This window comes from Enterococcus sp. DIV1537a, assembly GCF_051712085.1.
In the GTDB taxonomy this organism is placed as follows: Bacteria; Bacillota; Bacilli; order Lactobacillales; family Enterococcaceae; genus Enterococcus; species Enterococcus faecalis.
Genome location: NZ_JBIOOE010000001.1, coordinates 1,291,038 through 1,312,984, shown reverse-complemented (window position 1 = coordinate 1,312,984; position 21,947 = coordinate 1,291,038). Strand labels below are relative to the sequence as shown.

The following is a 21,947-nucleotide window of genomic DNA, read 5'->3' as shown; positions in this document are numbered from 1 at the left end:
TCACTAATTTATTCTTTATAGGCATACTTATATGTGCTCGTTGCACCGAAGTTATGATACTGAATACCTTTGACACCTGGTCGTACAAGCTGACTACGGGCCTCTTGGTATAAAGGAATTAAAGCGGCATCTTCTTCCACCAATACTTTTTCAGCTTTAATTAATGTTTGCCAACGAGTTTCAGGATCATTTGCGTATTTAGTTGTTGCTTCTTCAATTAGTTGATCAAACGTTGGGCTAGAATAGTTCATACGGTTACCACTAACTGAGCTTTCTAAAAAAGTCATTGGATCCTGATAATCGGGTCCCCACATGCCAACAGACAATTCATAATCCCCTTTTCTCATTAATTCAATCGCATTATTTAAAGGAACTGTTTTGACATTAATAGTGAGACCAGGCAACGTTTCTTGTAACTGGCCTTGGATAAATTCAGCAACTTTTCGGTCACTATCACCATCTCTTGAAAGAAGTTCAATGGCTACATCTCCGTTTAGCTCTGCTTTTGCTTTATCTAAATACTCTTTGGCTTTTTTGGCGTCTGTTTTGACAAGGGCGCCTGCTTCTTGACGAAAATCTTCATTCGTTTCTGGGTTATATACAAATTTTTCTGGAATGTACCCATAAATTTCTTTTGAACCATCTGCTAAAATATTGTCGACTAAACTTTTTTTATCCAAAGCATAAGCTAAAGCTTTGCGGACATTCTCATTTGCAAAAATGGATGGTTTTTCGTTTCTTTTTTGGTTTAAACGTAAGGAATATACTTTTGACCGTTCGATTGCTTCATAGTCTGGATTGTCTCGATTTTGTTTAGCAAAATCTCCTGTTAAGACAGCCACATCTAATTCACCTGATTCGTACAAATTATAAACGGTATTGGTTTCTTTAAGAACTTCAAAATGAATCGTTTCTGATTTTACTTTTTCTTTATCGTAATAGTCGGGATTACGCACAAAGTCCCATGACATCGCTGACTGATCCCAATTTTTCATTAAAAATGGACCATTAGATACAATCATTTCACTAGAAGTGCCATAGGCTTGTCCTTTTTCTTTCACGAATACTTCGTTTTGTGGGAAAAATGGAGAAAATGCCAATAACGACGTAAAATACGGTACAGGCTTTTCTAAAGTAACCTCCAAAGTATAATCATCAAGCGCTTTGACACCCAATTCCTCTGGTGCTTTTTCCTCTTTTGTAATAGCTGTTCCGTTCAGAATCGTTCCTTCTAACAAGAAAAAGTAATTGGCTTGGTTTTTGGGATTCGCTAATTTACGCCAAGCAAAAACAAAATCATTGGCTGTTACAGCATCACCATTGGACCACTTACCATCTTCTCTTAGTTTAATGGTATATCGTTTGCCATCTTCAGAAATTTCAGGCATCTCTTTAGCGGCAGCTGGTATTAGTTGATCTTTTTCATCCAATTGATATAACCCTTCAAAGACATTGGACTGTGCGTTAATACTGGCTTCATCTTGTGTAAAAATAGAATCCATTGAACCGATTTCCGAGTTCTCCATTAAATTTAAAACTTTTTTCGAGACACTGGTTTTCTCAGTTGCTTTCTCGTCTATTTTTGTTTCTGCTGTTGTGCCACAACCTACCAAGACCGTACTAACAAATAACATAATCCCCATCATTTTTAACTTTTTCATACTATTCCCCCTATGTGTCAATCAAACGGCAACTCTTCCATGGAAAGCCGTTCTTGCGAAACTATCAAGCATGCGTAGGGCAAGCCCTCATTTTCGTACTCAAATTCTCCCCGCTGGTTGTCAATTGGGTCTGCACGCAATTGCATTTTCGCCGGCTGAAAGTCTGCCTGGATCTCACTATTTGCGACCATTCTAAAAACATCTAAATTGCCGAAATAATGATTCCACCGCTGTCTATCCCCGTCTCGGTAAGCACCTCCGCCAAAAGATAAATCCACAAAGAGCCAGCCGTACGGTTCTATATAAAATTGTGCCCAATCATGACAGCCTGTATAATGTGTAGAAACATATAATCCCGATTGCCATTTGGCTGGTATCCCTGCAATCCGACAAAGCGTGATAAACAAAATCGCTTGCACGCCGCAGTCACCTTTTAAATTAGTTGCGGCATACTCTGAAATATTGGAAATTGTAAAATATTCACGCATGAAAGAATAATGAATCTTTGTCGTCACAAAGTCATAAATCAAGCGTGCCTTTTTTAAGGGATTACTTTCATCGCCCACAATCTCATCTGCTAAATTTCTTAAATAAGGCGTGAATCGAATATGCGGTAAATGTTCCTCTAAATCAAAGCTTGGTTGCATTTTGTCTACGTTATTTTCTTCTAACTGTTGGTAAACCATCCGATTAACATAACAATATTCAACTGTAAACGTTTGATTTTCTTTTAAGATTGTTTCAAAACACAGTGTTCGTTGAGGCGCATCTTCTGCCGCAATATAGGTTGCTTCAGGTGACGTAGCTAGGATTTCAATTTCTGATTGTTGTTGACACGCTTTGGGCAGCGGCAAATGGACACGAACACGCTCACCTGGACGCTCAAATTCTTTTTTCACCTGAATGGTGGCTTTAATTGTTGTTCTCACTTTTCTACCACCGTTTTTTTGCATTTGTTCGATGTTCTCTTTTAGTTCTTTTTTGCGGAGAATTTCTAATTGATTGCTTTCTGCTTCCCGCAAACGTGCAACATATGCCGCATTTGTTTTAATTAAATTGGCCAAAAATCGAAGTTGGAAATACGGTTCACCATCAATATAAACCCAGTCCACTAATCCCGTTTCTTTTAAACGAATTAATTCCTCTGTTTGATAATCCTGAAAAGTATCTCTCATCATTTGATCAGCTTTTGCAAAGCTATGAGGATACTCATTCATACGCATCATTTTAATGACATCTTTTTCAATTATCAAACGTTCTTTTAATGCCTGCGGAAGTTCTTTTGTCAACCAAAAATCAATGGCAATATCCGCACTTGCAAAATCGCCAAATTCTTTCACCCTTTGAATTTCCTCAGGCAAAGGGACACTAAGATACTTTAAATCATACTTCATTTGTTTTACTCCTTTTTTAATGAGAAATGCCTAATCCAGCTGCTTCTCCTAATTCCAATAATGGTTTTGCTTCTAAGGATACGCCCCCAGTTACGGGCGCAGTTTCTAAACCGAATGTCGCATCTAAATCTGCTCGTGTGATATTCTTTTGAGCAGCAGCTAAATGGGCAGCAGCCGTGATGCCAATGGTTGTTTCTTCCGCCATACACCCAATCATGCATTCGATACCTGCTGTTTCACAAATCTGATTAATCTTCAGCGCTTCATGAATGCCACCACACTTCATTAATTTTATATTGATAACATCGACTGTACCTTTTTTAACTAATTCCAACGCATCTTGGGCATCAAAACAGCTTTCATCAGCCATAATTGTCGTATTGACTTGTGAGGTAACGTATTTTAGACCTTCTAAATCGCGTCTTTTAACTGGCTGTTCCACTAATTCAATTTGATAATCTGCTAATTCTTGAATCGCTTTAACTGCATCTTTGGGCGTCCAAGCCTGATTCGCATCTAAGCGGAGCTTGATATCAAAGCCAACTGCTTCACGAATCGCTTTTACTCTTGCGATATCAGCTTCAATTCCTGTTCCGACTTTAATTTTTAATGTATCAAAACCTAGTTTGACTTTTTCGACGGCTTTTTGTGCCATCACATTTGGTTCATCAATACCTAGTGTAATATCCGTTATTACTTGGTTATCATAGCCGCCTAACAATTGATAAAGAGGCAGTTGAGCTTTCTGACCCATCAAATCATAACAAGCAATATCGATTGCTGCTTTTGCCGCTGGAGCGAAAGCAGATATTTTATCCATCACTTCATGAATTTTCTCAATATTAAAGGGGTTTAAGCCAATGATTGCTTGGCCAAATAATTCGATCGTTTCAAGCGTGCCAGCCAACGTTTCACCGGTAATAAAAATGCCTGGCCCTCCTTCTCCATATCCAATAAGTCCCTCTTCTGTTTCAATTTCCACAATTGCACTATCCGCGGATTCAATCGTCCCCAAAGCGATTGTAAATGTTTCTTTCAGCTTGATTTTTGATGCCCTAACATGTACCTGCTTAATTTTCATAAAATCCTCCCTTTGATATTTTCAATTGACTGAAAATTCAGTTTTTTAAAAATATCCAAAAATTAAATTTAGATTGTTATCGATCATTCTAAACTCATTGTTTTCTAATGTCAACAAAATAATGAGATTTTGATTAAAATAAAATGAATTTCGAATTTTATGAGCTTTTTTAATAAATCAGTAAATTCCATGACATGTGAGATACTTCTCATTTACAAACATTCTTAAAAAAGGTATGATAGTAAAGAGGCAACTTGCAAAGGAGTAGAAGACGAATGAGTGAACAACCTCAACAACGTTCAACCGAAGAAGTTGAAGCAATTAAAGAAGATATTTTAACTGCATTAGAAACAGTGATTGACCCTGAATTAGGCATCGATATTGTTAATTTAGGACTAATTTATGAAGTTGAATTTGCAGAAGAAACTGGTGATACTGTCATCAAAATGACCTTAACCACAATGGGTTGTCCGTTAGCAGATGTTTTAACAGAACAAATCCATGGTGTTTTAAAAGATATTCCTGAAGTGAATAATATCGAAGTAAAATTAGTCTGGTACCCTGCTTGGACAACGGATAAAATGAGCCGTTACGCACGAATTGCTTTGGGTATTCGCTAGTTATTTCGAGACTAATGATAAAAAACATATGAAAGAACCGATTGGTCCGTTCTTTCATATGTTTTTTTGTTTGTTTAATTTACTTATTTGAAAAAAACTACCTGATGCCATCAATACTTGGCTTTTTCCAAATTTTTGCTACTGGATGGAAGTCTAATAAAAACTGTAGCTGCGTTCCACCGAAGCCTGACGCTCCAGCAAACATGATATGAAAAGCGAGCCCTCTATCCATAATCAGTACCCTGTATCCAGCACGCCATTTCTTTCATAAAACTGATAACGTTTTTCTCTTTGGGCTTCATTCGCTGCATTTTTGCCAATTTCTTCACTCTCTAAAAGAACCCCCTTAGGATAACGTGTCTTCAATAACGCTAACACGGTTGAGCCTAATCGTTTGTTTCGGTGGTGCTGATCAATTGCAAAGAAAAAGACATAGGTTGCTTCAGGTGCAATTTGACTATTTAACAAAATCCCCACGTTCTCATCCGCCTCTTGAATAACAAACAAATGAAATTTTCCTGCTTGAGAAGACGTCAATAATTGACCAAACGGCAGTCTCTCTTCTTCTGGAAAAGCTTCTATGTAGGTTGCTTCCCAATAGGCTTGATTTTCTTGATTTAATAATGTGAATTGCATAAAAGCTCCTTTCTAAAATGATTGCTTCGTACTAATAACTTTTGTTACTTACATAAGACCTAAAAGTTATTTAAACATGCGACTGGTTAGCCCTATACGCAATTATTTTTTGATACTAATCTAGTAGTTTAATCGTTCTCTGTTCCTGAGTCAATAAAAGAGCACACGATTCGAGACTTTCAACGTTTAGTGAAAAGTCGATTCTTATTTCATTACAACCGATTCACTATTCGCTGCCCTCTTTTTTCTATTCGTTGATTTACTTGAACTAAATATTCATTTATCTCCTCTATATTCTGAGGTAAGATAAACGAGTCTTTTTTCAAATGATTTTTCCATAGCGCTACTGGTTGATACTGTTCATTTAAAAATGGTTGCATCTCATACGTATGAACGTAGCTTTCCCATGAATGAAATGAAGCTAAAAATATCGAAAGTTGTTCTAAAGAATAATCCCAATAATCTTTAAACGATAAGCTTCTTCCGCTGTTAAATCCTAGTGGAACTACTGTAATGTTTCCAATTGAATGGGTAAGTTCGGCAAAACGCTTTAATTGTGGGTCCTGATGAACTCGCTCAAATTTAGTAAAATTGTCGAGAAGGAATTCATTCCATGTATATTTTTTTGGTACAGGATTTGGTAAATAGTCAGGAAAAACTTGGTCAAAATAAGTTAAATATCGGTCCGAAATCACAGCCGATGTCCCGGAATCATGAGGCGGATACTTGCTATTTACTGCAAGCAAATTCTGTTCAGAAGGTTTTTCTAAATAGCTTTCTTGATTTTCCCCAATTACTTCCGCTGGTCTAAAGAAATCGGGATAAACAAGTTGTAACATAATTTTATACGTTGTCCAAAATGAGTTCATAATATCTTTGTGCACGGTCGCCTTCCCAGTTAACTTTAAAAAAACATCCTCCACAACCTCGTACTTTTCAATATGGACATTCGATGTTCTAGCTTTTAAAATATTTTTAACCGGCTGCTGGTGGTCATACTCTTGACCCAAAAGCAACTTCTTTAAATCATCTTTCGCTGAAATTGTCTTAACTGTAATCTCCGCCACTTTGAATAACTCCCATCCTACGATTTTCTCTATATTCTTTTATATTATTATACTAGAAAAACGCTCCCTCCTGCCCTTTTTTAATCAACAAATCAGCAATTAGAAAACACCAACGAAACAGAAGTGCAACACTAGCATGCGAAAAAATGCGATCGGCAACTTATTTTTTAGACACTCTGTGTGTTTCGTATAGTCGAGGCTGGTTGCGTGTATTTTTTTCAAGAAAATTGAGAACAGCTATGGTATAGTCAAAACTACGATTATTTCAAACACGGAGCGACAGTTTATGGAAATGTACCAAGTAATTAGATATTTTTTAAATGAAATGGAGAAAAAGATTTGGCATGCCTTGTTAACATTAGTACTTTTTTGTCTTTATATTTCCATTTTTGATGTGCCTTTTACAATTAAAAATACATTCATCGGCAGACTACTTTTCCCGAAAGCTTTTATGAATGCAGGAAGTGCGAATCTGATTTTTTATTTGATTAGTTTTTTGGTTTTTTATGGTCAATTTTCATTTTTGCTTATCTATTGAATAAGACACGCCTCAAATTATTAAATAAAACATTTCCTTATCTTTTGGAAATATTAGAAGTCTGTATTTTGCCTTTAGTGATTCTTTTTGCTTACATTTATATTTATTTGCGGGTCCATGGCGAAGGTTTCAGCTATATACGAGAATCTCTTTTACAGCAAGAGTTAACTTATTCAATGAAATGGTTTCTTTGCCTTGGTAGTTTGGCGCCGTTATTTTTCTTTTTAAGCACTTTAAATTTAACTAAACGAGTCAGACAAAAAAAAGACATGGAATCATGAAAATCCATGTCTTTTTTAGTCGGATATTGTTTTTACTGCAGGACAGTTTTCTTCCAAAAATTCAAAAATACTACTGTAATAATTTTCAGGTTCGTAGACACTTGAAGATAAATGTGGTGCTTTAGCAACAATGAGACCTTTTTTTATCCCCTGAGTTGCCGCTAAATTTTCTTCAAACATTGTCATTGGAACAAAGCGATCACCTGTACCGTGAATAAAGAATGTGGGTAACGTATTTTTGTGTAATTGTCTCACGGAAGAAGCGGTTTTCAATTGAAAGCCATAGTTATTTAATGCTAATTGATTAGCAATTGTTAAAATAGGAAAAGCGGGTAAATGAAAAGATTCATGTAGGACATATTTAAATTCATCATAGACAGAAGTGTAGCCACAATCCACTATTAATCCGCGGACATTCGTTGGTAACTTTTCACCACTTGCCATCATGACAGTAGCCGCTCCCATGGAACCGCCCACTAAAATAATTTCTGCTTCCATATCAATGGCAAGAACTTCACTAATCCAACTTAATAAATCTAACCGATCCAGCCATCCCATCCCAATTTTATTCCCTGAACTTTTCCCGTGCGCACGCAAATCGGGAACTAAAACATTGTAGCCTTCTTCTGCAAAACGTAATGCAGTATATGCCATATCGCGTTTTCCGTTTGAACGATAACCATGCACACAAATCGCCCAACGATGGTTATCTGGATAAGGAATAAAGCACCGTGCATACAATGTTTCATCTTTAATTTTCAACCAACGATCTTCAGCAAAAGACTCTGTCCAAAAAGCTTCGCCTTCTTGTTTTTGTTGTTCTTCTATTTTTGTATATCTTGTTTCACGTTCTTGAAAATTATCAGGATTTAATAACCGATGCCCTTTTTTATGATACCAAGGGTTGTCTTTAAGCAACGCAATTTTCAAAAAATAATTGGCAATGTAAAAAGAAAAAACAACGCCAATTATTGCAAAAATGATCAGTAACCCGAGGAGCCATTTCATCTGCAAATCACACCCTCTTCTAAAGTATTTCCTTCTTCATTTAATATACTATGGATTTTTCATTTCTGAAAGAAATCACCCTTACATTTTGTTATTTTTTGAAAAAAAAACAGCCGTCTCAAAAAGAGGCGGCTACTTTTAATCTATCAACAATCCAACGTTGTCATATCTTCATATGTCTCACGGCGAGCAACTAATTTTGCTTGTCCATCTTCGACAAAAACCACCGCTGGTCGAGGATTTCGGTTGTAATTACTTGACATTGAATAACCGTAAGCCCCAGTACTACTAATGGCCAATAAATCCCCTGCTTTAACTTCTGGCAATAAAATATCTCGAAGTAAGACATCTCCTGATTCGCAATATTTACCAACCACTGTGACTTTCTTGACTGAATCATGCCCATCACGATTCGCTAGAAATCCATCATAAACCGCTTGATACAAAGCAGGCCGTATATTATCACCCATGCCACCATCTACGGAAACAAAATGACGAACACCAGGAACCTCTTTTTGCGCGCCAACTGTATATATCGTTGTGCCCGCTTCGGCAATTAAACTGCGGCCTGGTTCAATCCAAAGCTCAGGCAGTGGATACCCTAATTGTTCACAATGACCTTTCAAGGAATAAACAATTTTTTCAACAAATGTTGCTGGTGCTAATGGCTCATCTTGCTGCGTGTACTGCACACCAAAACCACCACCCATATTTAAAACACGTGCTGTAAATTGATGGACTTGCCGCCAGTCTTCTAAAATAGTGAACATTTTTTCAACAGCAGCTAAAAAGCCTTCCACAGCAAAAATTTGCGAGCCAATATGGCAATGAACCCCTTGCACATCAAAAGAGGGATTTGATAAAAGGCGAACGAGCGCTTCTGTTGCCTGGCCACTTGCAACATCAAAACCAAATTTTGAATCTTCTTGGCCTGTCAAAATGTAATCATGTGTTTCTGCATCCACGCCAGGACTCACCCGAAAAAGAACTTTTTGTGTTTGGTTTCGTGTAGCTAATAATTCTTCCAACAAGTCAATTTCGTAAAAATTATCAATGACAATTGTACCTATTTTGTTATCCAAAGCATAACGTAATTCTTCAGGGGGTTTATTATTTCCATGGAACTCAATTTCCGCTGGCTCCATGCCCCCTTTTAAAGCTGTGAATAGTTCTCCACCAGAGACAACATCACAAGCAATATCTTCTTCCTTTAACACTTGATAAATAGCTAAACAACTAAATGCTTTACTTGCATAAACCACTTTATTTTTGATACCTAATTGATTTAACGTTTGTTTAAAACCACGTGCTTGTGCGCGAATATGAGCGACATCATAGACAAATAACGGCGTCCCGAATTTTTGCGCCAACTTTACGGTGTCACAACCACCGATTTCTAAATGATTTTCCCGATTCATTTTTGCTGTACCAAATAACATGTTTTCCCGCCCCTTCATTTCGTTTTATTAAAAATCATAGCATAAAACCCAGTAGCTTCCTATAATTTTCCACATTTTTCTCTGACTTTCTCCTGTTGCTTTTTTTCGCCAAATAGCCTACAATAATTGGCATACGAATAAAAAACCTTTATTATCAAGACTTTAATCTTTTAAATCAAAATTGGTATATACGAAAAAGAAAGAAGGCAGATGACTTGGCTACACTGAACCGCGATCAACAAATTGAAGAAATTATTAATTTGGAAGCAATTTTGAATTTACCGAAAGGAACAGAACATTTTGTCAGTGATTTACATGGTGAATTTGAAGCTTTTGACCATATTTTAAGAAATGGTTCTGGGCGAATCCGAGAAAAAGTTCAATTTTTATTTAAACAAGAATTAAATGCCCATCAGATGGACGAGCTTTGTTTTATTATCTACTATCCAGAAGAAAAATTAACACTTTTAGAAAATGAAAGCGCCCTCTCTTATGAATGGTGGCTATTAACGATTCGCCGTCTGGTTGAAATCGTCCGTTCTTCTTCGATGAAGTACACACGTTCTAAAGTTCGCAAAGCCCTTCCTGAAACCTATGGGTATATTCTCGAAGAATTGATTTATCAATATGATGAAACAACAACCAAAAACGGTTACTATCAACAAATTATTGAAAAAATTATTTTACTAGGTGAAGCCAAACGTTTCGTGACAGAATTAGCTTATCTAATCCAACGTCTGATTATCGATCACCTACATGTTATTGGGGATATCTATGATCGGGGGCCAGCACCAGATAAAATTATGGACCGATTAATGTCCTATCACTCCTTGGATATTCAACTAGGCAATCACGATATGATTTGGCTGGCTGCTTATAGTGGTTCACTGGCTTGTTTAGCCAATGTAGTACGTATTTGTTCTCGCTATGGAAATTTAGATTTGTTAGAAGAACGTTATGCTATCGATTTAACCGCCTTAAAAAAATTTAGTTTAGAAACATATAAAGAAAATCCTGCTTTTGCACCCAAGAAAAATCCCTATCGTGCGTTAACTGAAGCTGAAAAACAAGTAGCGATGCGTGTGCAACAAGCCATTGCCATTATTCAAGAAAAACTAGAAGGCCAAATTATTGGTCGACGTCCTGATTTTAACTTGGCACATCGGCTACGCTTAGATAAGATTCAAGGGAAAACTATTACTTTTGACGAATGTCGTTATACATTAATTAACAGCTGTTTCCAAACCGTTTCTGAAGAGCAGCCTTACCAATTAACACGTGAGGAAAAACAGATAATTGATGATTTATTAACGCAATTTCAGTCTTCGCCGCGGTTAACAAAACACATGCGCTTTCTAATGGAAAAAGCTTCTCTTTACCTTGTGTATAATCAAAATTTATTGATTCATGGCTGTCTGCCTCTGAATGCGGACGGTACTTTTCAAGCTTACACATTTAAAGGCCACTCCTATTCAGGAAAAGCTTTAGTTGACTTCTTTCAGAAAATGTTAGAAGAAGCATACGCTCAGCCTGCTATTACAGATGACTATGCGACAGATTGTTTATGGTATCTTTGGTGTGGCGAAGGTTCCTCATTATTTGGCAAACGAGCTATGAAAACCTTTGAGCGTTATTTTCTCGCTGAAAAAGAAACACATCATGAAGAAAAGAATCCTTACTACTCTTTGCGTGATACGGTTGAAGTTTGTGAAAGAATCCTAGATGAATTTGAAGTGACTGGTGAAAATCGACATATCATTAATGGCCATACACCAGTTAAACGAACAAAAGGCGAATCGCCAATCAAAGCAAATGGCACGCTTCTCGTAATTGACGGCGGCTTTTCAAAATCTTATCAGACAATTACTGGAATTGCTGGTTATACATTGTTGTACAACTCGTTTGGTTTACAACTGACCGCGCATAAATCTTTTTCTAGTAAAGAAACAGCCATTTTAAATAATCAAGACATTCATTCCATCAAACAAGTCATCGATCGCCCCTTACAGCGGTTATTGGTGAAAGATACCACTATCGGCAAAGAGCTATTAAAGCAATCGCAAGCACTCCAAAAACAAATGAAACAAAACCAGTAGTGCCGTTAAAAAGACGCTTGCGCTCTTATCCGAAAAATGATTAAATGAAGGAGTTGAGAAAAATATCTATTAGAGAAACGGAAAGGGTTTTACATTGAAGAAACAGCAACTCTCACTTTACGGCACCATTTTCTTTCTTTGCTTTTTCCTAATTGTGGGCTTCTTCTTCTCAAGTCGTGGCGAAGATTATGCCAAAGAATCTGAACAAAAAGTTACAATTGATTCCGCCAAACATGAGAAACATACGAAAGACAAGGAAGAAAATAATTCAGCAAATACAGTATTTTTTGATAAAATAAATGACCTGCTCGTCGCTTCTGTCAAAGAATTTGAAGGAACGGTCGGGATTAGTTATTTAGATTTGGAAACTGGCGAACAACGTTCTGTGAATGGCCAACATGAATTTTATACAGCTAGTACTATTAAAGTGCCCCTGACGATGTTAGTCGCTGACACGGTTGCTTCTGGTCAAAAAAAATGGACAGACCTGATTCCCTATAACGCCGAAGAAGATTATGAAGAAGGAACTGGGATCATTGCCTATAATATCCAACCAGAATATCCATTAAAAACGTTACAAGAATATGCCATCACCTATTCTGATAATATCGCTAAAAATATGCTCTATGACACATTGGGTGGTGATGCAAAAGCAAAACGAGAAATGTATCAGCGTTATTTGCACAACACACCTTCGATTGAAGAGCCACAATTTTCTTCGGAAGATGCGCTTGTTATTCTACAAAAATTATATACTGAAAAAGCAACAAAACCAGATTACCAAGCGATTTATGATTCTATGAAACAAAGTGTTTTCCATGAAAGAATGGAAACTCCCACAACTCAAGGAAAAGTTGCTCATAAAATTGGTTCCTATGATGAATTTATTCATGATATGGGGATTTTAGAAACACCTCACCCCTTTGCTTTAGCAATTTTTACTAAAGGGCCTGATAATGCTAAGAGTGCTGCGTTTATTGCTTCAGTGACAGATAAGTTATGGCAATTACAGGTGTCTGAATATCCTAATGATAACAGTTAAGAAAATACCCTTGGTTTATTAAGATGACTTAATAAACCAAGGGTATTTTTTTATTGTTTGTTATCATTATCCATTTGTACAGACAACAACTTCGTAAAACGTTCTGCCAACATTTGGTGGGTATCAATTTTTTTGGTTCCTTGTGCTTTTGCTGCAAAACTAGCAAAGTTTAAGCCAGCCCCAAATAGTTGTAACGCACCGTTGCCTAAATCTCCCTTTTTAAGAGCTTCAAGCCCATCTTCGATAAATTGGTTACTTTCATCTAAATGACACTCAGGAAGATATTTCACGCCGTGATGATATCGTTTTACATTCAGAATGATTTGCTTCGCGGCTTCTTCTGAAATAGCCGCTCCCAAGTTTAACAGTAGCTCATTGATTGGTTCCACCAAGCGAGCATAGTCACTTTCGTATTTTTGACAATTCAGTGCAATCGCTTTGCGGCGTTCTTCATTTTTCATTTTTTCCACTCCCTTTTTTATTAAAAACGAGCACGAAAGCTACCAACTGGCTTCGCACTCGTTCTTTCTAACCACTAATTTTCTTTGTTCATGCTTTTGATTTTAATTAAACGTGTAATTTCGCCACGTTCATTTTCTTCTAATTTCATTTGAATGTAGTAAATTGTTTCTTCTAATTGTGGAATCGTCATATACTCTAAGGCGTTGACACGACGACGCGTTTTTTCAATTTCTTTTGATAATAATTGGCACGTCTTTTCAACATTTGCAAGTGCTAATAATTTCGGTAAAATGCTTGAAATTTTAGCAAAAGCTTGATCAAGCTCGCTGTTTGAATTCACGTAGCCATAATCTAAGGGTGCTTCTTGAACCGATTCATCGTAATCAAAAATCATTTTAGGAACTGGCACACTTAAGATGTTCTGTTCAATAATTTCTAATTCAACTTTTTCGGCTGGAATTGCCACTAACTCTTCAATAAAGGCTTCGTTCAACGTTGCATTTGCCAATACAAAATTTGATAACGCATCCGTTACTTCTTGTTCAACCTGAATACGTAACTCATTGTTTTCTTTGACTAGCGCAATAAACCGTCGCATCAATTCATCTTGTTTGTCTTTCAGCAACTTATGACCTCTCGTGGCCGTAGTTAACTGTTTTTTCAATCGGGAAAGTTCCATACGGGTTGGATTAACATTTAATCGAGCCATTTTTCTACTTCCCTTCAGTTAAGTATTGATCGAGCATATCCTCTTTAATTCGTTTTAGTTCTGTTCTCGGTAGCATACTTAATAGTTCCCACCCAAGATCTAACGTTTCTTCAATCGAACGGTTTGTATCGAATCCTTGATTGACATATTCTTCTTCAAAACGTTGGGCAAAAGCTGCGTAAATTTTATCGACATCGGAAAGAGCTGATTCTCCTAAAATGACAGCTAATTCTTTGGCTTGTTTCCCTTGTGCATAGGCTGAGAACAATTGATTCATCGTTGCTGCGTGATCCCCGCGCGTTTTGCCTTCGCCAGTTCCTTTGTCTTTAAGACGGGAAAGTGATGGCAAGACATCAATTGGTGGCTGGATACCGCTCTTATATAGTTCCCGGGACAAGATAATTTGCCCTTCTGTAATATAACCAGTTAAATCGGGAATTGGATGTGTTTTATCCTCCTCTGGCATTGTTAAAATAGGAATCTGTGTTACGGAACCTTTTGAGCCACGAATTCGGCCTGCTCGTTCATACAACGTTGCTAAGTTCGTGTAAAGATAACCTGGGTAACCACGACGTCCTGGAACTTCACGGCGTGCTGCTGAAATTTCTCGTAACGCTTCGCAATAATTGGTCATATCCGTCATGATAACTAAGACATGCATGCCCTTTTCATAAGCTAAATATTCAGCAGCTGTCAAAGCCATTCTAGGTGTTGCAATCCGTTCAATGGCTGGATCATTCGCTAAGTTCATAAACAAGACTGAACGATCAATTGCGCCTGTTTGACGGAAATCTTCCATAAAATATTCCGCTTCTTCAAAGGTAATCCCAATGGCCGCAAAAACTACGGCAAATTCTTCTTCACTATTTAACACGTTGGCTTGTCTGGCAATTTGCGCCGCTAATTCTTTATGAGGTAAGCCAGAAGCTGAAAAAACAGGTAATTTTTGACCACGAACTAAGGTATTTAAATGGTCAATCGCTGAAATCCCTGTTTGGATGAACTCATCGGGATAATCACGAGCAACTGGATTGATAACTTCGCCGTTAATATCTAATTTTTTCTCAGGTAATAATTCTGGTCCATTATCTTTTAAGCGACCTAAGCCGTCAAAAACGCGCCCCATCATATCTGGCGAAACCCCTAATTCTAAAGGATGTCCCAGAAAGCGAACTTTTGAATCACGAATATTGATGTTACTCGTTCCTTCAAAAATTTGGACCATCGCTTTATCTCCATTGATTTCTAAAACTTGCCCTTGGCGAATTTCGCCATTTTGCATGCGTACTTCAATTAATTCTTCGTACTTTACGCCTGCCACTTTTTCAACAATCATCAGAGGACCAACGACTTCATTGATTGTGCGATATTCTTTAATCATTCGTCATTCCTCCTTCAGCAATGATTTCTTTTATCGTTGTTTTAATTTCTGCTTGTAAACGATCCAATTTTTCTAATTCTTCTTCTGGTAAATACTTGCTACGAGCAATGCGATCACGGATTTCAACTGTTCCCGCCATTAACTCAGAGAAATAAGTGCCTAAACTTAAGGCTTTTTGACCTTCTTCACCAAAAGTTAGAATCAATTGCAACATTTTCGCTTGTTTGGTTCGAGAAGTGAACGTATCCACGTCATCAAAAGCATTTTGTTGCAAATAGTCTTCCCGTAATGATTTGGCTGTTTCCAACGTTAAACGGTCTTTATCCGACAAGGAATCAATCCCAACCAAACGAACAATTTCTTCCAATTGAGATTCCTCTTGTAAAATCCGCATCCCTTCAGCTACCATAGCGGCCCAGTTCCCTTGCAATTCCAAGTCTAAATATTGCCCTACTTCTGTGGAGTAAAGAGAATAACTTTGCAACCAGTTAATAGAAGGAAAATGACGCTTTTGTGCTAATTGAGAATCTAAGCCCCAGAATACTTTAACAACGCGTAACGTATTTTGGGTGACAGGTTCTGATATGTCCCCACCAGATGGCGAAACCGCACTAATCGCTGTAATGCTTCCTTCACGATGATCTTTTCCTAACGCGATGACTTGTCCTGCTCGTTCATAATATTCAGCTAAACGGCTACCTAAATAGGCTGGATAGCCTTCATCACCAGGCATTTCTTCTAACCGGCCACTCATTTCTCGTAACGCTTCTGCCCAACGAGAAGTAGAATCCGCCATAATTGCGACTGAGTAACCCATATCACGGAAATATTCTGCAATGGTAATCCCTGTATAAATCGAGGCTTCCCGTGCCGCTACCGGCATATTTGACGTATTCGCAATTAAAATCGTCCGATTCATCAAAGACTCACCAGTTGTTGGATCAATTAATTCTGGAAATTCATTTAAAACATCTGTCATTTCATTCCCGCGTTCCCCACAACCAACGTAAACGACTAAGTCGACATCGGCCCACTTAGCAATTTGGTGCTGAACGACTGTTTTTCCAGCGCCAAATGGTCCTGGAACTGCTGCCGCTCCGCCTTTCGTAATTGGGAAAAAGGTATCAATTACGCGTTGTCCGGTCACCATCGGTACTTTGGGACTTAGTTTTTCTAAAATGGGACGTCCCCGCCGAACGGGCCATTTTTGCATCATGCTAAAACTTTCCGTTCCTTTAGCCGTTTCCACTGAGTAAACTGTTTCATCAATGGCAAAGTCACCTGCTTTAATTTCGGCAATCGTTCCTGAAACGCCGAAAGGCACCATAATTTTATGTTGAATAATCGGTGTTTCTTGAACCACACCGACGATGTCACCTGCCGACACTTCTTCACCAACTGTCACAGTCGGTTCAAACGTCCATTTTTTCTCACGATCTAACGCATCAATTTTAACGCCACGACCTAAAAAGTTACTGTGGGTTACTTCTTGAAATGTATCCAATGGTCGTTGAATACCATCAAACATTTCGGCAATTAAACCTGGGGCTAATTCAACAGATAATGGTTCTCCTGTTGAAATAACTGGTTCTCCTGGTCCAATGCCTGTTGTTTCTTCATATACTTGAATCGAAGCGACGTCGCCTCGCATTTCAATAATCTCTCCGATAACGCCTAAATCTCCTACATGACAAATGTCTTGGATACTAGCATCTGACATGTTTTCAGCTAAAATCAAAGGACCTGAAACTTTGACAATTTTTCCAATTTGCACGCTCATTCTCCTTTGCATTATAAAATATTTTGTCCAATTGCTTTTTCAACATTTTTTTCAATCTCACTTAAACCGATTCCGATTGTACCATTATGACTTGGGATTAAAATAATCGCTGGTGTCACTTGTTCTTTGTATCGTTCAATCGTTTCTTCTGCTAAAGTAGAGGCTTCTTCCGTTATGAAAATGACCCCAAACTTATTTTTTGCCATAGTTTCAATGGCTTCTCTAACTTGCATTTCTGAAATGGCATGATGGACCTCAAAGCCAAACAGTTTAAATGGTAAGATTGAATTTTTGTCTCCAATGACACCAATTTTATACCCCATTGACTTTTCGCATCCTTTCTCGAATTTTTTCATTTGAAAACCCACTATGTTTTCCGACCAAAATTAAACGTAGATTTTTCCATTCAACCTCTTTCGCATTCAAAAAGGCTAGTAATGGGAGCGGCCCAAAAGCAACCGTTCGACCGTTTTCATACATTGAGGTCAGGTAATCATCTTTGAGTTTTTCAAAAGCCAATAAATTTAATTCATTGGTTTCTTTATTGATAATCTTTTCTAATAGTTGTCCGTAATTCGTTGTTCTGACAAATGCTGTAAATTCTACAAGTGACTTTTCCGCATAGGTCAACAGCTCTTTCTTTGAGAGACTGCCAGCGCTAGAAATCACGGTTGATAAAAAGTTACTGTTTTGATGTTGAACAATCCCTCTAGCCATCGTTGATAGATTGGTTAAATCAATAAAAGCGATGACTTCCTTCGTTAACTCTTCATAGCCCAATTCATCCGCCAATTTTCGTTGTTGCTTTAAAAATGCTCGATCATAAAGGATATCAATTGCTTGCGGCAAACCGCCCTCTTCCAGATAGGCAAAAACATCACGGATCACTTCTAATAATGCTGGCTCAAGTTCGGAAGAGTTTTTTGTATGAATGGCACTTTTGACTGTGTTTAGAGAATAACGACCATCTTCTAAATAAAGATAATCAAAATCTTTACCTGTTCGCTCAGCTTTCGTCAAAATTTTCAAGTTATGGAAGGTAAAACGCATCGTATACAACGTTACTACAGCTGGTTCTGGAGCCATTTCATATAACCAGCGATAAAGACTTCCCAGCGCTTCAGAAGAATGGTAGTCAAATTTTTCTTCAAAAGTTTCGGTTAAATAAGGTTGATAAACCGTACTTTTTAACATATTTTTAACGTCTTCAACTGTTTCCGCTTCTAAAAGTTGTTGAAACTGTTGCTCAGAAAGCAGCTCCGTTTCTTTTAAACGAATCAGCGGATTAATTTGATGATACGTTGGTTTTCTCATGCTACGTCCTCCCTTCTTAACTGAAAAGTTTTTCTGCTACTTTAAAGCCTTCTGTTTTTTGAATCTCTTCAACTAATGCTGAAAAGAGAAAATTATAATCCAAACCGTCTTTTACAACGATAAAGCCACTTTCTTTTGGAACAACTTCCTCTGAAAGCTCCCATTGAACAGTAGCATCAGAAAGGGCGGTCAGCCATTCTTTCGTCACTTTCGTTTGAGAATACTCGCCTAAAAGAATGGTCGCTTTTCCTGTTAATTCAAGTGAACCTAATTGTGCTTTCATAAATTGTTGAAATTCTTCCGCTGACCATTCACTCATCTTTAAGACCACTTCATCAAATAATTGGTTAAGATATGCTTGTTTTTTATTTAATGCATCCTGACGAATTTCTAGTGTTTGCCGTTGTTGGCGTTGTTTAAATTCTTTTAATAATTGTTGTTGTCGTTTTTCTATTTCATGTTCTTGCTTCAGCAAAATTTCTTGTTGTGCTGCTTGGAATTCTTGATCGATGCGCGTTTGTTCACTGGTGACATAGGCTTCGACTTCTTGCTTTCCTTGTTGCTTAATTTCACTGATGATTTTTTCAATGGCATCCATCCATCTGCCTCCTCAATTATTTGACGTTCAATACAAGTAAGAAGGAAATTACGAACCCTAAGATGGCATAAGTTTCAACCATGGCAGCATAGATAATTCCTTTTGTTGCATGTTCTGGTTTCTTCGCTAAAATTTGGATCCCCGCAGCGGCTACACGACCTTGGGCAATCCCAGAGAACAATCCAGCAAAGGCAATCGGTAAAGCTGCTACAAAATAGTTCAATCCTTGAACCATACTCATATCGTTTCCTAAGTTAATATAAATTAAGAAAGCAATAACGAAACCGTATAGTCCTTGTGTACCTGGTAATAACTGTAAAATTAACGCTTGACCAAATTTTTCTGGCTGCTCCGTCGTTAAAGCTGCTGCTGCTTCCCCAGTAAAGCCAACCCCTTTGGCTGATCCAATCCCAGCAAAAATTGTCGCCATCGCCATTCCTAATACTGCAAAAACAATTCCACCATTATTATTAATTAAGTAATCCATCATCTCTATTTTCCTCCAATAAATAATTTTCTATTTTTTCTCAACATTGACATACTTTTCTTTTGTTTTTAGCGGATTAAACGCCCGGCCACCGCCTGTGTAAAATTTTCCAAAGAACTCAACATATTGCAAACGTGCGCCATGAACATAAGCACCTAATAACGATAAGAATATGTTTAACGCATGTAAAACAATTAACAGCAAGATCCCCACGCTAAAACGGGCAACTGGCGGCATGAACTCAACGAGCATATTAAACGCTGAAGCAATACTTCCCCCAGCAATTCCTAACGCCATCAAACGTGTATAGCTAACTAAATCACCGACATAACCTGTCACGCCGTATAGTCCATACAGTCCTTTGGCTAAGCCTTTTAATTTGGCCTTCGATTGAATCATTGGAATCACAATAATTGCAATGGCAGAAAGACTAGCTAAAATCGCACCTGCTGTAAATAAGCCTTCATTTTTAACCACTAATTTACCAACGACTAACAATGCTAAACCAAACAAAATCCCTAACCAAGCGTAACTTTCGTTAATACTATCTAAATAGCGCTTTTGTTTTGATAACTGAATCCCATTAATCATTAAACCGACAACCAATTGGATAAACCCAAAAATAACCGATAAAATAAGAATCGTATTTACATCTTCGGTCGTTGATAAAATCGGAAATGGTGATTTGATTCCAAACATTGTTGGCGGTAATGCTGCACCGAAAAACGAACCGTAAATGAAGCCCCAAATAATTGTTGGAAATGATAAAATCAAGAAAAAGTCGGCAAAACGTTTCATGCCTCTCGGTAACACAAATGCTTTCAAAGCAATAATAGACAAGAGTAGCATCAGTAAGCCATAGCCAATATCCGCTACCATCATGCCAAAAAAGACTAGATAAAACGGCATCATCGCAGGTGTCGGATCAACTTCTTCATATTTTGGTAAGCTATACATCTCTGTTAACATTTCAAACGGCTGCACCAATTTATTATTCGCTAGTTTAACTGGTATATCCGTCTCAATTTCCGCCTTCGTAGGATTTTCAAAAGTAAGAGCTATTTCGTCCTTAGGAACTTTTTCTTCAATCGCTGTCAAAATATCGGCTTTTTCTTCGACTGGAATCCACGTTTGCAAGATGAAAAATGATGAAGCATTTAACAAATGTTGACGTGCTTGTTCTCTTTGGATAACCGCCAATAAGACTTCTTCAGCCAAGCAAAACGTTTCATAGAAGTCATGATAAGAAGCAAGTTGTTGCTTTAAGGCTTTTTCTTCTTTTTGTAAAATTTCATATCGTTCTTTGACTTGTTGATATGCCTCTTTAGGCGGAACATCATAACGGTATTGGAGTGGTTCAAAACTATATTGGTTTAATAACTCGGTTACACTCTGCTGATGTTCCTTCAGGTAAACGAGTGTAAAGTAACTATGATGCATACTTTGATAAATTTCTTCAAAATAAACCGTTGGCCATTGAGACAAAGCGCTCAAGAAACTGGCTTTATTGGCTAGATTTATCGAACCATGAACGACATAACTACTTTTTAACTGCTGTTTATGCGGTAAAATATCCAGATATTGCCAGCGGCCTAATAATTCTTCTTCAGCTTCTAATCCTTGACGATCCGTTTGAATTTGTTTCAAAGATTCTTGAATATTCTTTAATTCCGTCAAATAGCTTTGTAATGTTTCTTCATCAAAGGTTTGTTCCAACTCTTCTAAGGTATAGACTTTTCTTTTTATCTTTAACCCTTTTCCTGAAGAGCGTGTCAAAAATAAAAGAAGCTCTTGCAATTGTTGTAGCATCGTTTCATATTTACGTAGCTGTTCAGTTGACTGTTCTGCTTGTAAAAAAGAATATTGACTCTTTAAGGCTTGTTCTTCCTCAGGCGAATGAAAAATCCGTTTTACTTCGACAATTTGCAAGCCTTGAATGGCTTGTAGAATTGCTGCTTCTTTTTCGGCAGCGGCAATTATTGTCATTTTTTCCATTTTACTAACTGCCATAAACGTCTTTCACCCTCTCAATAATTGAATCAATGACTTGTTCTTTGTTCGTTTCGTAACGTTCGTGAAGCGCTTGTTCAGTGCGCTTTGTTTCATCTAAAAGTTGTTCTTTTTCAAGTTGTAACATCTTTTCTTGCGTTGCTAGTGAATCCGTCAGCACTTTTTCAACAGCTTCTTCACTCTCTTGACGTAGTTCAGCTAAACGTTCTTGCTTCTGTTCTTCATATAAACGACAATTCATCTTAGCTTGTTGCCGATGCTCTTCCACCGCATCTTCCGCTGCCTTGATTTGCTCTAGTACTTCTTGTACCATTGTCTCCACCTCCTTAGTTTTTACACCTTT

The 21,947-nt window shown here is 37.5% G+C and carries 19 protein-coding genes and 2 pseudogenes; 4 read left to right on the top strand and 17 right to left on the bottom strand.

The window, feature by feature from the left end:
* Window positions 1-8: 8 nt before the first annotated feature.
* From IGJ41_RS06560 to IGJ41_RS06550, 3 genes are read right to left on the bottom strand one after another with little or no spacing between them, the layout of a single operon-like run.
* Entirely contained in the window at window positions 9-1,661 is a 1,653-nt protein-coding gene (locus IGJ41_RS06560; RefSeq protein ID WP_438714111.1) for a peptide ABC transporter substrate-binding protein, read from the bottom strand.
* A 17-nt stretch (window positions 1,662-1,678) separates the two neighbouring features.
* Complete coding sequence (locus IGJ41_RS06555) at window positions 1,679-3,055, bottom strand: transglutaminase-like domain-containing protein (RefSeq protein WP_153853794.1); 1,377 nt, start codon at window positions 3,053-3,055, stop codon at window positions 1,679-1,681.
* A 16-nt stretch (window positions 3,056-3,071) separates the two neighbouring features.
* Window positions 3,072-4,136: a dipeptide epimerase gene (locus IGJ41_RS06550; protein ID WP_010707601.1), complete on the bottom strand. Its 1,065-nt coding sequence runs from the start codon at window positions 4,134-4,136 to the stop codon at window positions 3,072-3,074.
* 275 nt (window positions 4,137-4,411) lie between these two features.
* Here IGJ41_RS06550 and IGJ41_RS06545 point away from each other — a divergent pair, with 275 nt between their 5' ends.
* Window positions 4,412-4,756: a metal-sulfur cluster assembly factor gene (locus IGJ41_RS06545; RefSeq protein WP_002357660.1), complete on the top strand. Its 345-nt coding sequence runs from the start codon at window positions 4,412-4,414 to the stop codon at window positions 4,754-4,756.
* A 97-nt stretch (window positions 4,757-4,853) separates the two neighbouring features.
* On the opposite strand, the pseudogene IGJ41_RS06540 reads toward IGJ41_RS06545, so the two are convergent.
* A pseudogene (locus tag IGJ41_RS06540) lies at window positions 4,854-5,392 on the bottom strand (GNAT family N-acetyltransferase).
* 212 nt (window positions 5,393-5,604) lie between these two features.
* Window positions 5,605-6,459: a hypothetical protein gene (locus IGJ41_RS06535; protein ID WP_173963525.1), complete on the bottom strand. Its 855-nt coding sequence runs from the start codon at window positions 6,457-6,459 to the stop codon at window positions 5,605-5,607.
* Between the two features lie 286 nt (window positions 6,460-6,745).
* Here IGJ41_RS06535 and IGJ41_RS06530 point away from each other — a divergent pair.
* Window positions 6,746-7,278 (top strand): annotated as a pseudogene (locus IGJ41_RS06530) (hypothetical protein).
* A 15-nt stretch (window positions 7,279-7,293) separates the two neighbouring features.
* Here the strand turns inward: IGJ41_RS06530 and IGJ41_RS06525 are convergent.
* Both IGJ41_RS06525 and lysA read right to left on the bottom strand, forming a co-directional pair.
* Entirely contained in the window at window positions 7,294-8,286 is a 993-nt protein-coding gene (locus IGJ41_RS06525) for an alpha/beta hydrolase (protein WP_173963618.1), read from the bottom strand.
* 146 nt (window positions 8,287-8,432) lie between these two features.
* Complete coding sequence (lysA, locus tag IGJ41_RS06520; RefSeq protein WP_438714107.1) at window positions 8,433-9,743, bottom strand: diaminopimelate decarboxylase; 1,311 nt, start codon at window positions 9,741-9,743, stop codon at window positions 8,433-8,435.
* A 197-nt stretch (window positions 9,744-9,940) separates the two neighbouring features.
* Between lysA and IGJ41_RS06515 the strand changes: the two genes are divergently transcribed.
* Window positions 9,941-11,821 (top strand): fructose-1,6-bisphosphatase, encoded by a 1,881-nt coding sequence (locus IGJ41_RS06515; protein WP_173963528.1) that lies wholly within the window; start codon window positions 9,941-9,943, stop codon window positions 11,819-11,821.
* 154 nt (window positions 11,822-11,975) lie between these two features.
* Window positions 11,976-12,863, top strand: coding sequence for a serine hydrolase (locus tag IGJ41_RS06510; protein WP_173963619.1), 888 nt, complete (start codon window positions 11,976-11,978; stop codon window positions 12,861-12,863).
* Between the two features lie 50 nt (window positions 12,864-12,913).
* Here the strand turns inward: IGJ41_RS06510 and IGJ41_RS06505 are convergent, their stop codons facing one another.
* From IGJ41_RS06505 to IGJ41_RS06460, 10 genes are all read right to left on the bottom strand, one after another.
* Window positions 12,914-13,324 (bottom strand): hypothetical protein, encoded by a 411-nt coding sequence (locus IGJ41_RS06505; protein ID WP_153853800.1) that lies wholly within the window; start codon window positions 13,322-13,324, stop codon window positions 12,914-12,916.
* A gap of 74 nt (window positions 13,325-13,398) precedes the next feature.
* A complete protein-coding gene (locus tag IGJ41_RS06500) occupies window positions 13,399-14,034 on the bottom strand; it encodes a V-type ATP synthase subunit D (RefSeq protein WP_002357673.1) in 636 nt (211 codons plus the stop codon).
* Window positions 14,035-14,038: 4 nt separating this feature from the next.
* Window positions 14,039-15,415 carry a V-type ATP synthase subunit B gene (locus IGJ41_RS06495; protein WP_002357674.1) on the bottom strand — a complete coding sequence of 459 codons (1,377 nt, stop codon included), beginning with the start codon at window positions 15,413-15,415 and terminating at the stop codon, window positions 14,039-14,041.
* Window positions 15,408-17,189, bottom strand: coding sequence for a V-type ATP synthase subunit A (locus IGJ41_RS06490; RefSeq protein ID WP_162782833.1), 1,782 nt, complete (start codon window positions 17,187-17,189; stop codon window positions 15,408-15,410). The genes IGJ41_RS06495 and IGJ41_RS06490 overlap by 8 nt, the downstream gene beginning before the upstream one ends.
* 17 nt (window positions 17,190-17,206) lie before the next feature.
* Entirely contained in the window at window positions 17,207-17,518 is a 312-nt protein-coding gene (locus tag IGJ41_RS06485; protein WP_002357676.1) for a V-type ATP synthase subunit F, read from the bottom strand.
* Window positions 17,508-18,509 (bottom strand): V-type ATPase subunit, encoded by a 1,002-nt coding sequence (locus IGJ41_RS06480; protein WP_002397271.1) that lies wholly within the window; start codon window positions 18,507-18,509, stop codon window positions 17,508-17,510. The genes IGJ41_RS06485 and IGJ41_RS06480 overlap by 11 nt, the downstream gene beginning before the upstream one ends.
* Before the next feature lie 16 nt (window positions 18,510-18,525).
* Window positions 18,526-19,107 (bottom strand): V-type ATP synthase subunit E, encoded by a 582-nt coding sequence (locus IGJ41_RS06475; RefSeq protein ID WP_438714104.1) that lies wholly within the window; start codon window positions 19,105-19,107, stop codon window positions 18,526-18,528.
* Between the two features lie 16 nt (window positions 19,108-19,123).
* Window positions 19,124-19,597, bottom strand: a complete 474-nt coding sequence (locus IGJ41_RS06470) for a V-type ATP synthase subunit K (protein ID WP_002363905.1) — start codon at window positions 19,595-19,597, stop codon at window positions 19,124-19,126.
* A gap of 27 nt (window positions 19,598-19,624) precedes the next feature.
* A complete protein-coding gene (locus IGJ41_RS06465) occupies window positions 19,625-21,604 on the bottom strand; it encodes a V-type ATP synthase subunit I (RefSeq protein WP_002361772.1) in 1,980 nt (659 codons plus the stop codon).
* Window positions 21,594-21,917 (bottom strand): V-type ATPase subunit F, encoded by a 324-nt coding sequence (locus IGJ41_RS06460; protein ID WP_002404376.1) that lies wholly within the window; start codon window positions 21,915-21,917, stop codon window positions 21,594-21,596. Before IGJ41_RS06460 ends, IGJ41_RS06465 begins: the two co-directional genes overlap by 11 nt.
* Window positions 21,918-21,947: the final 30 nt, after the last annotated feature.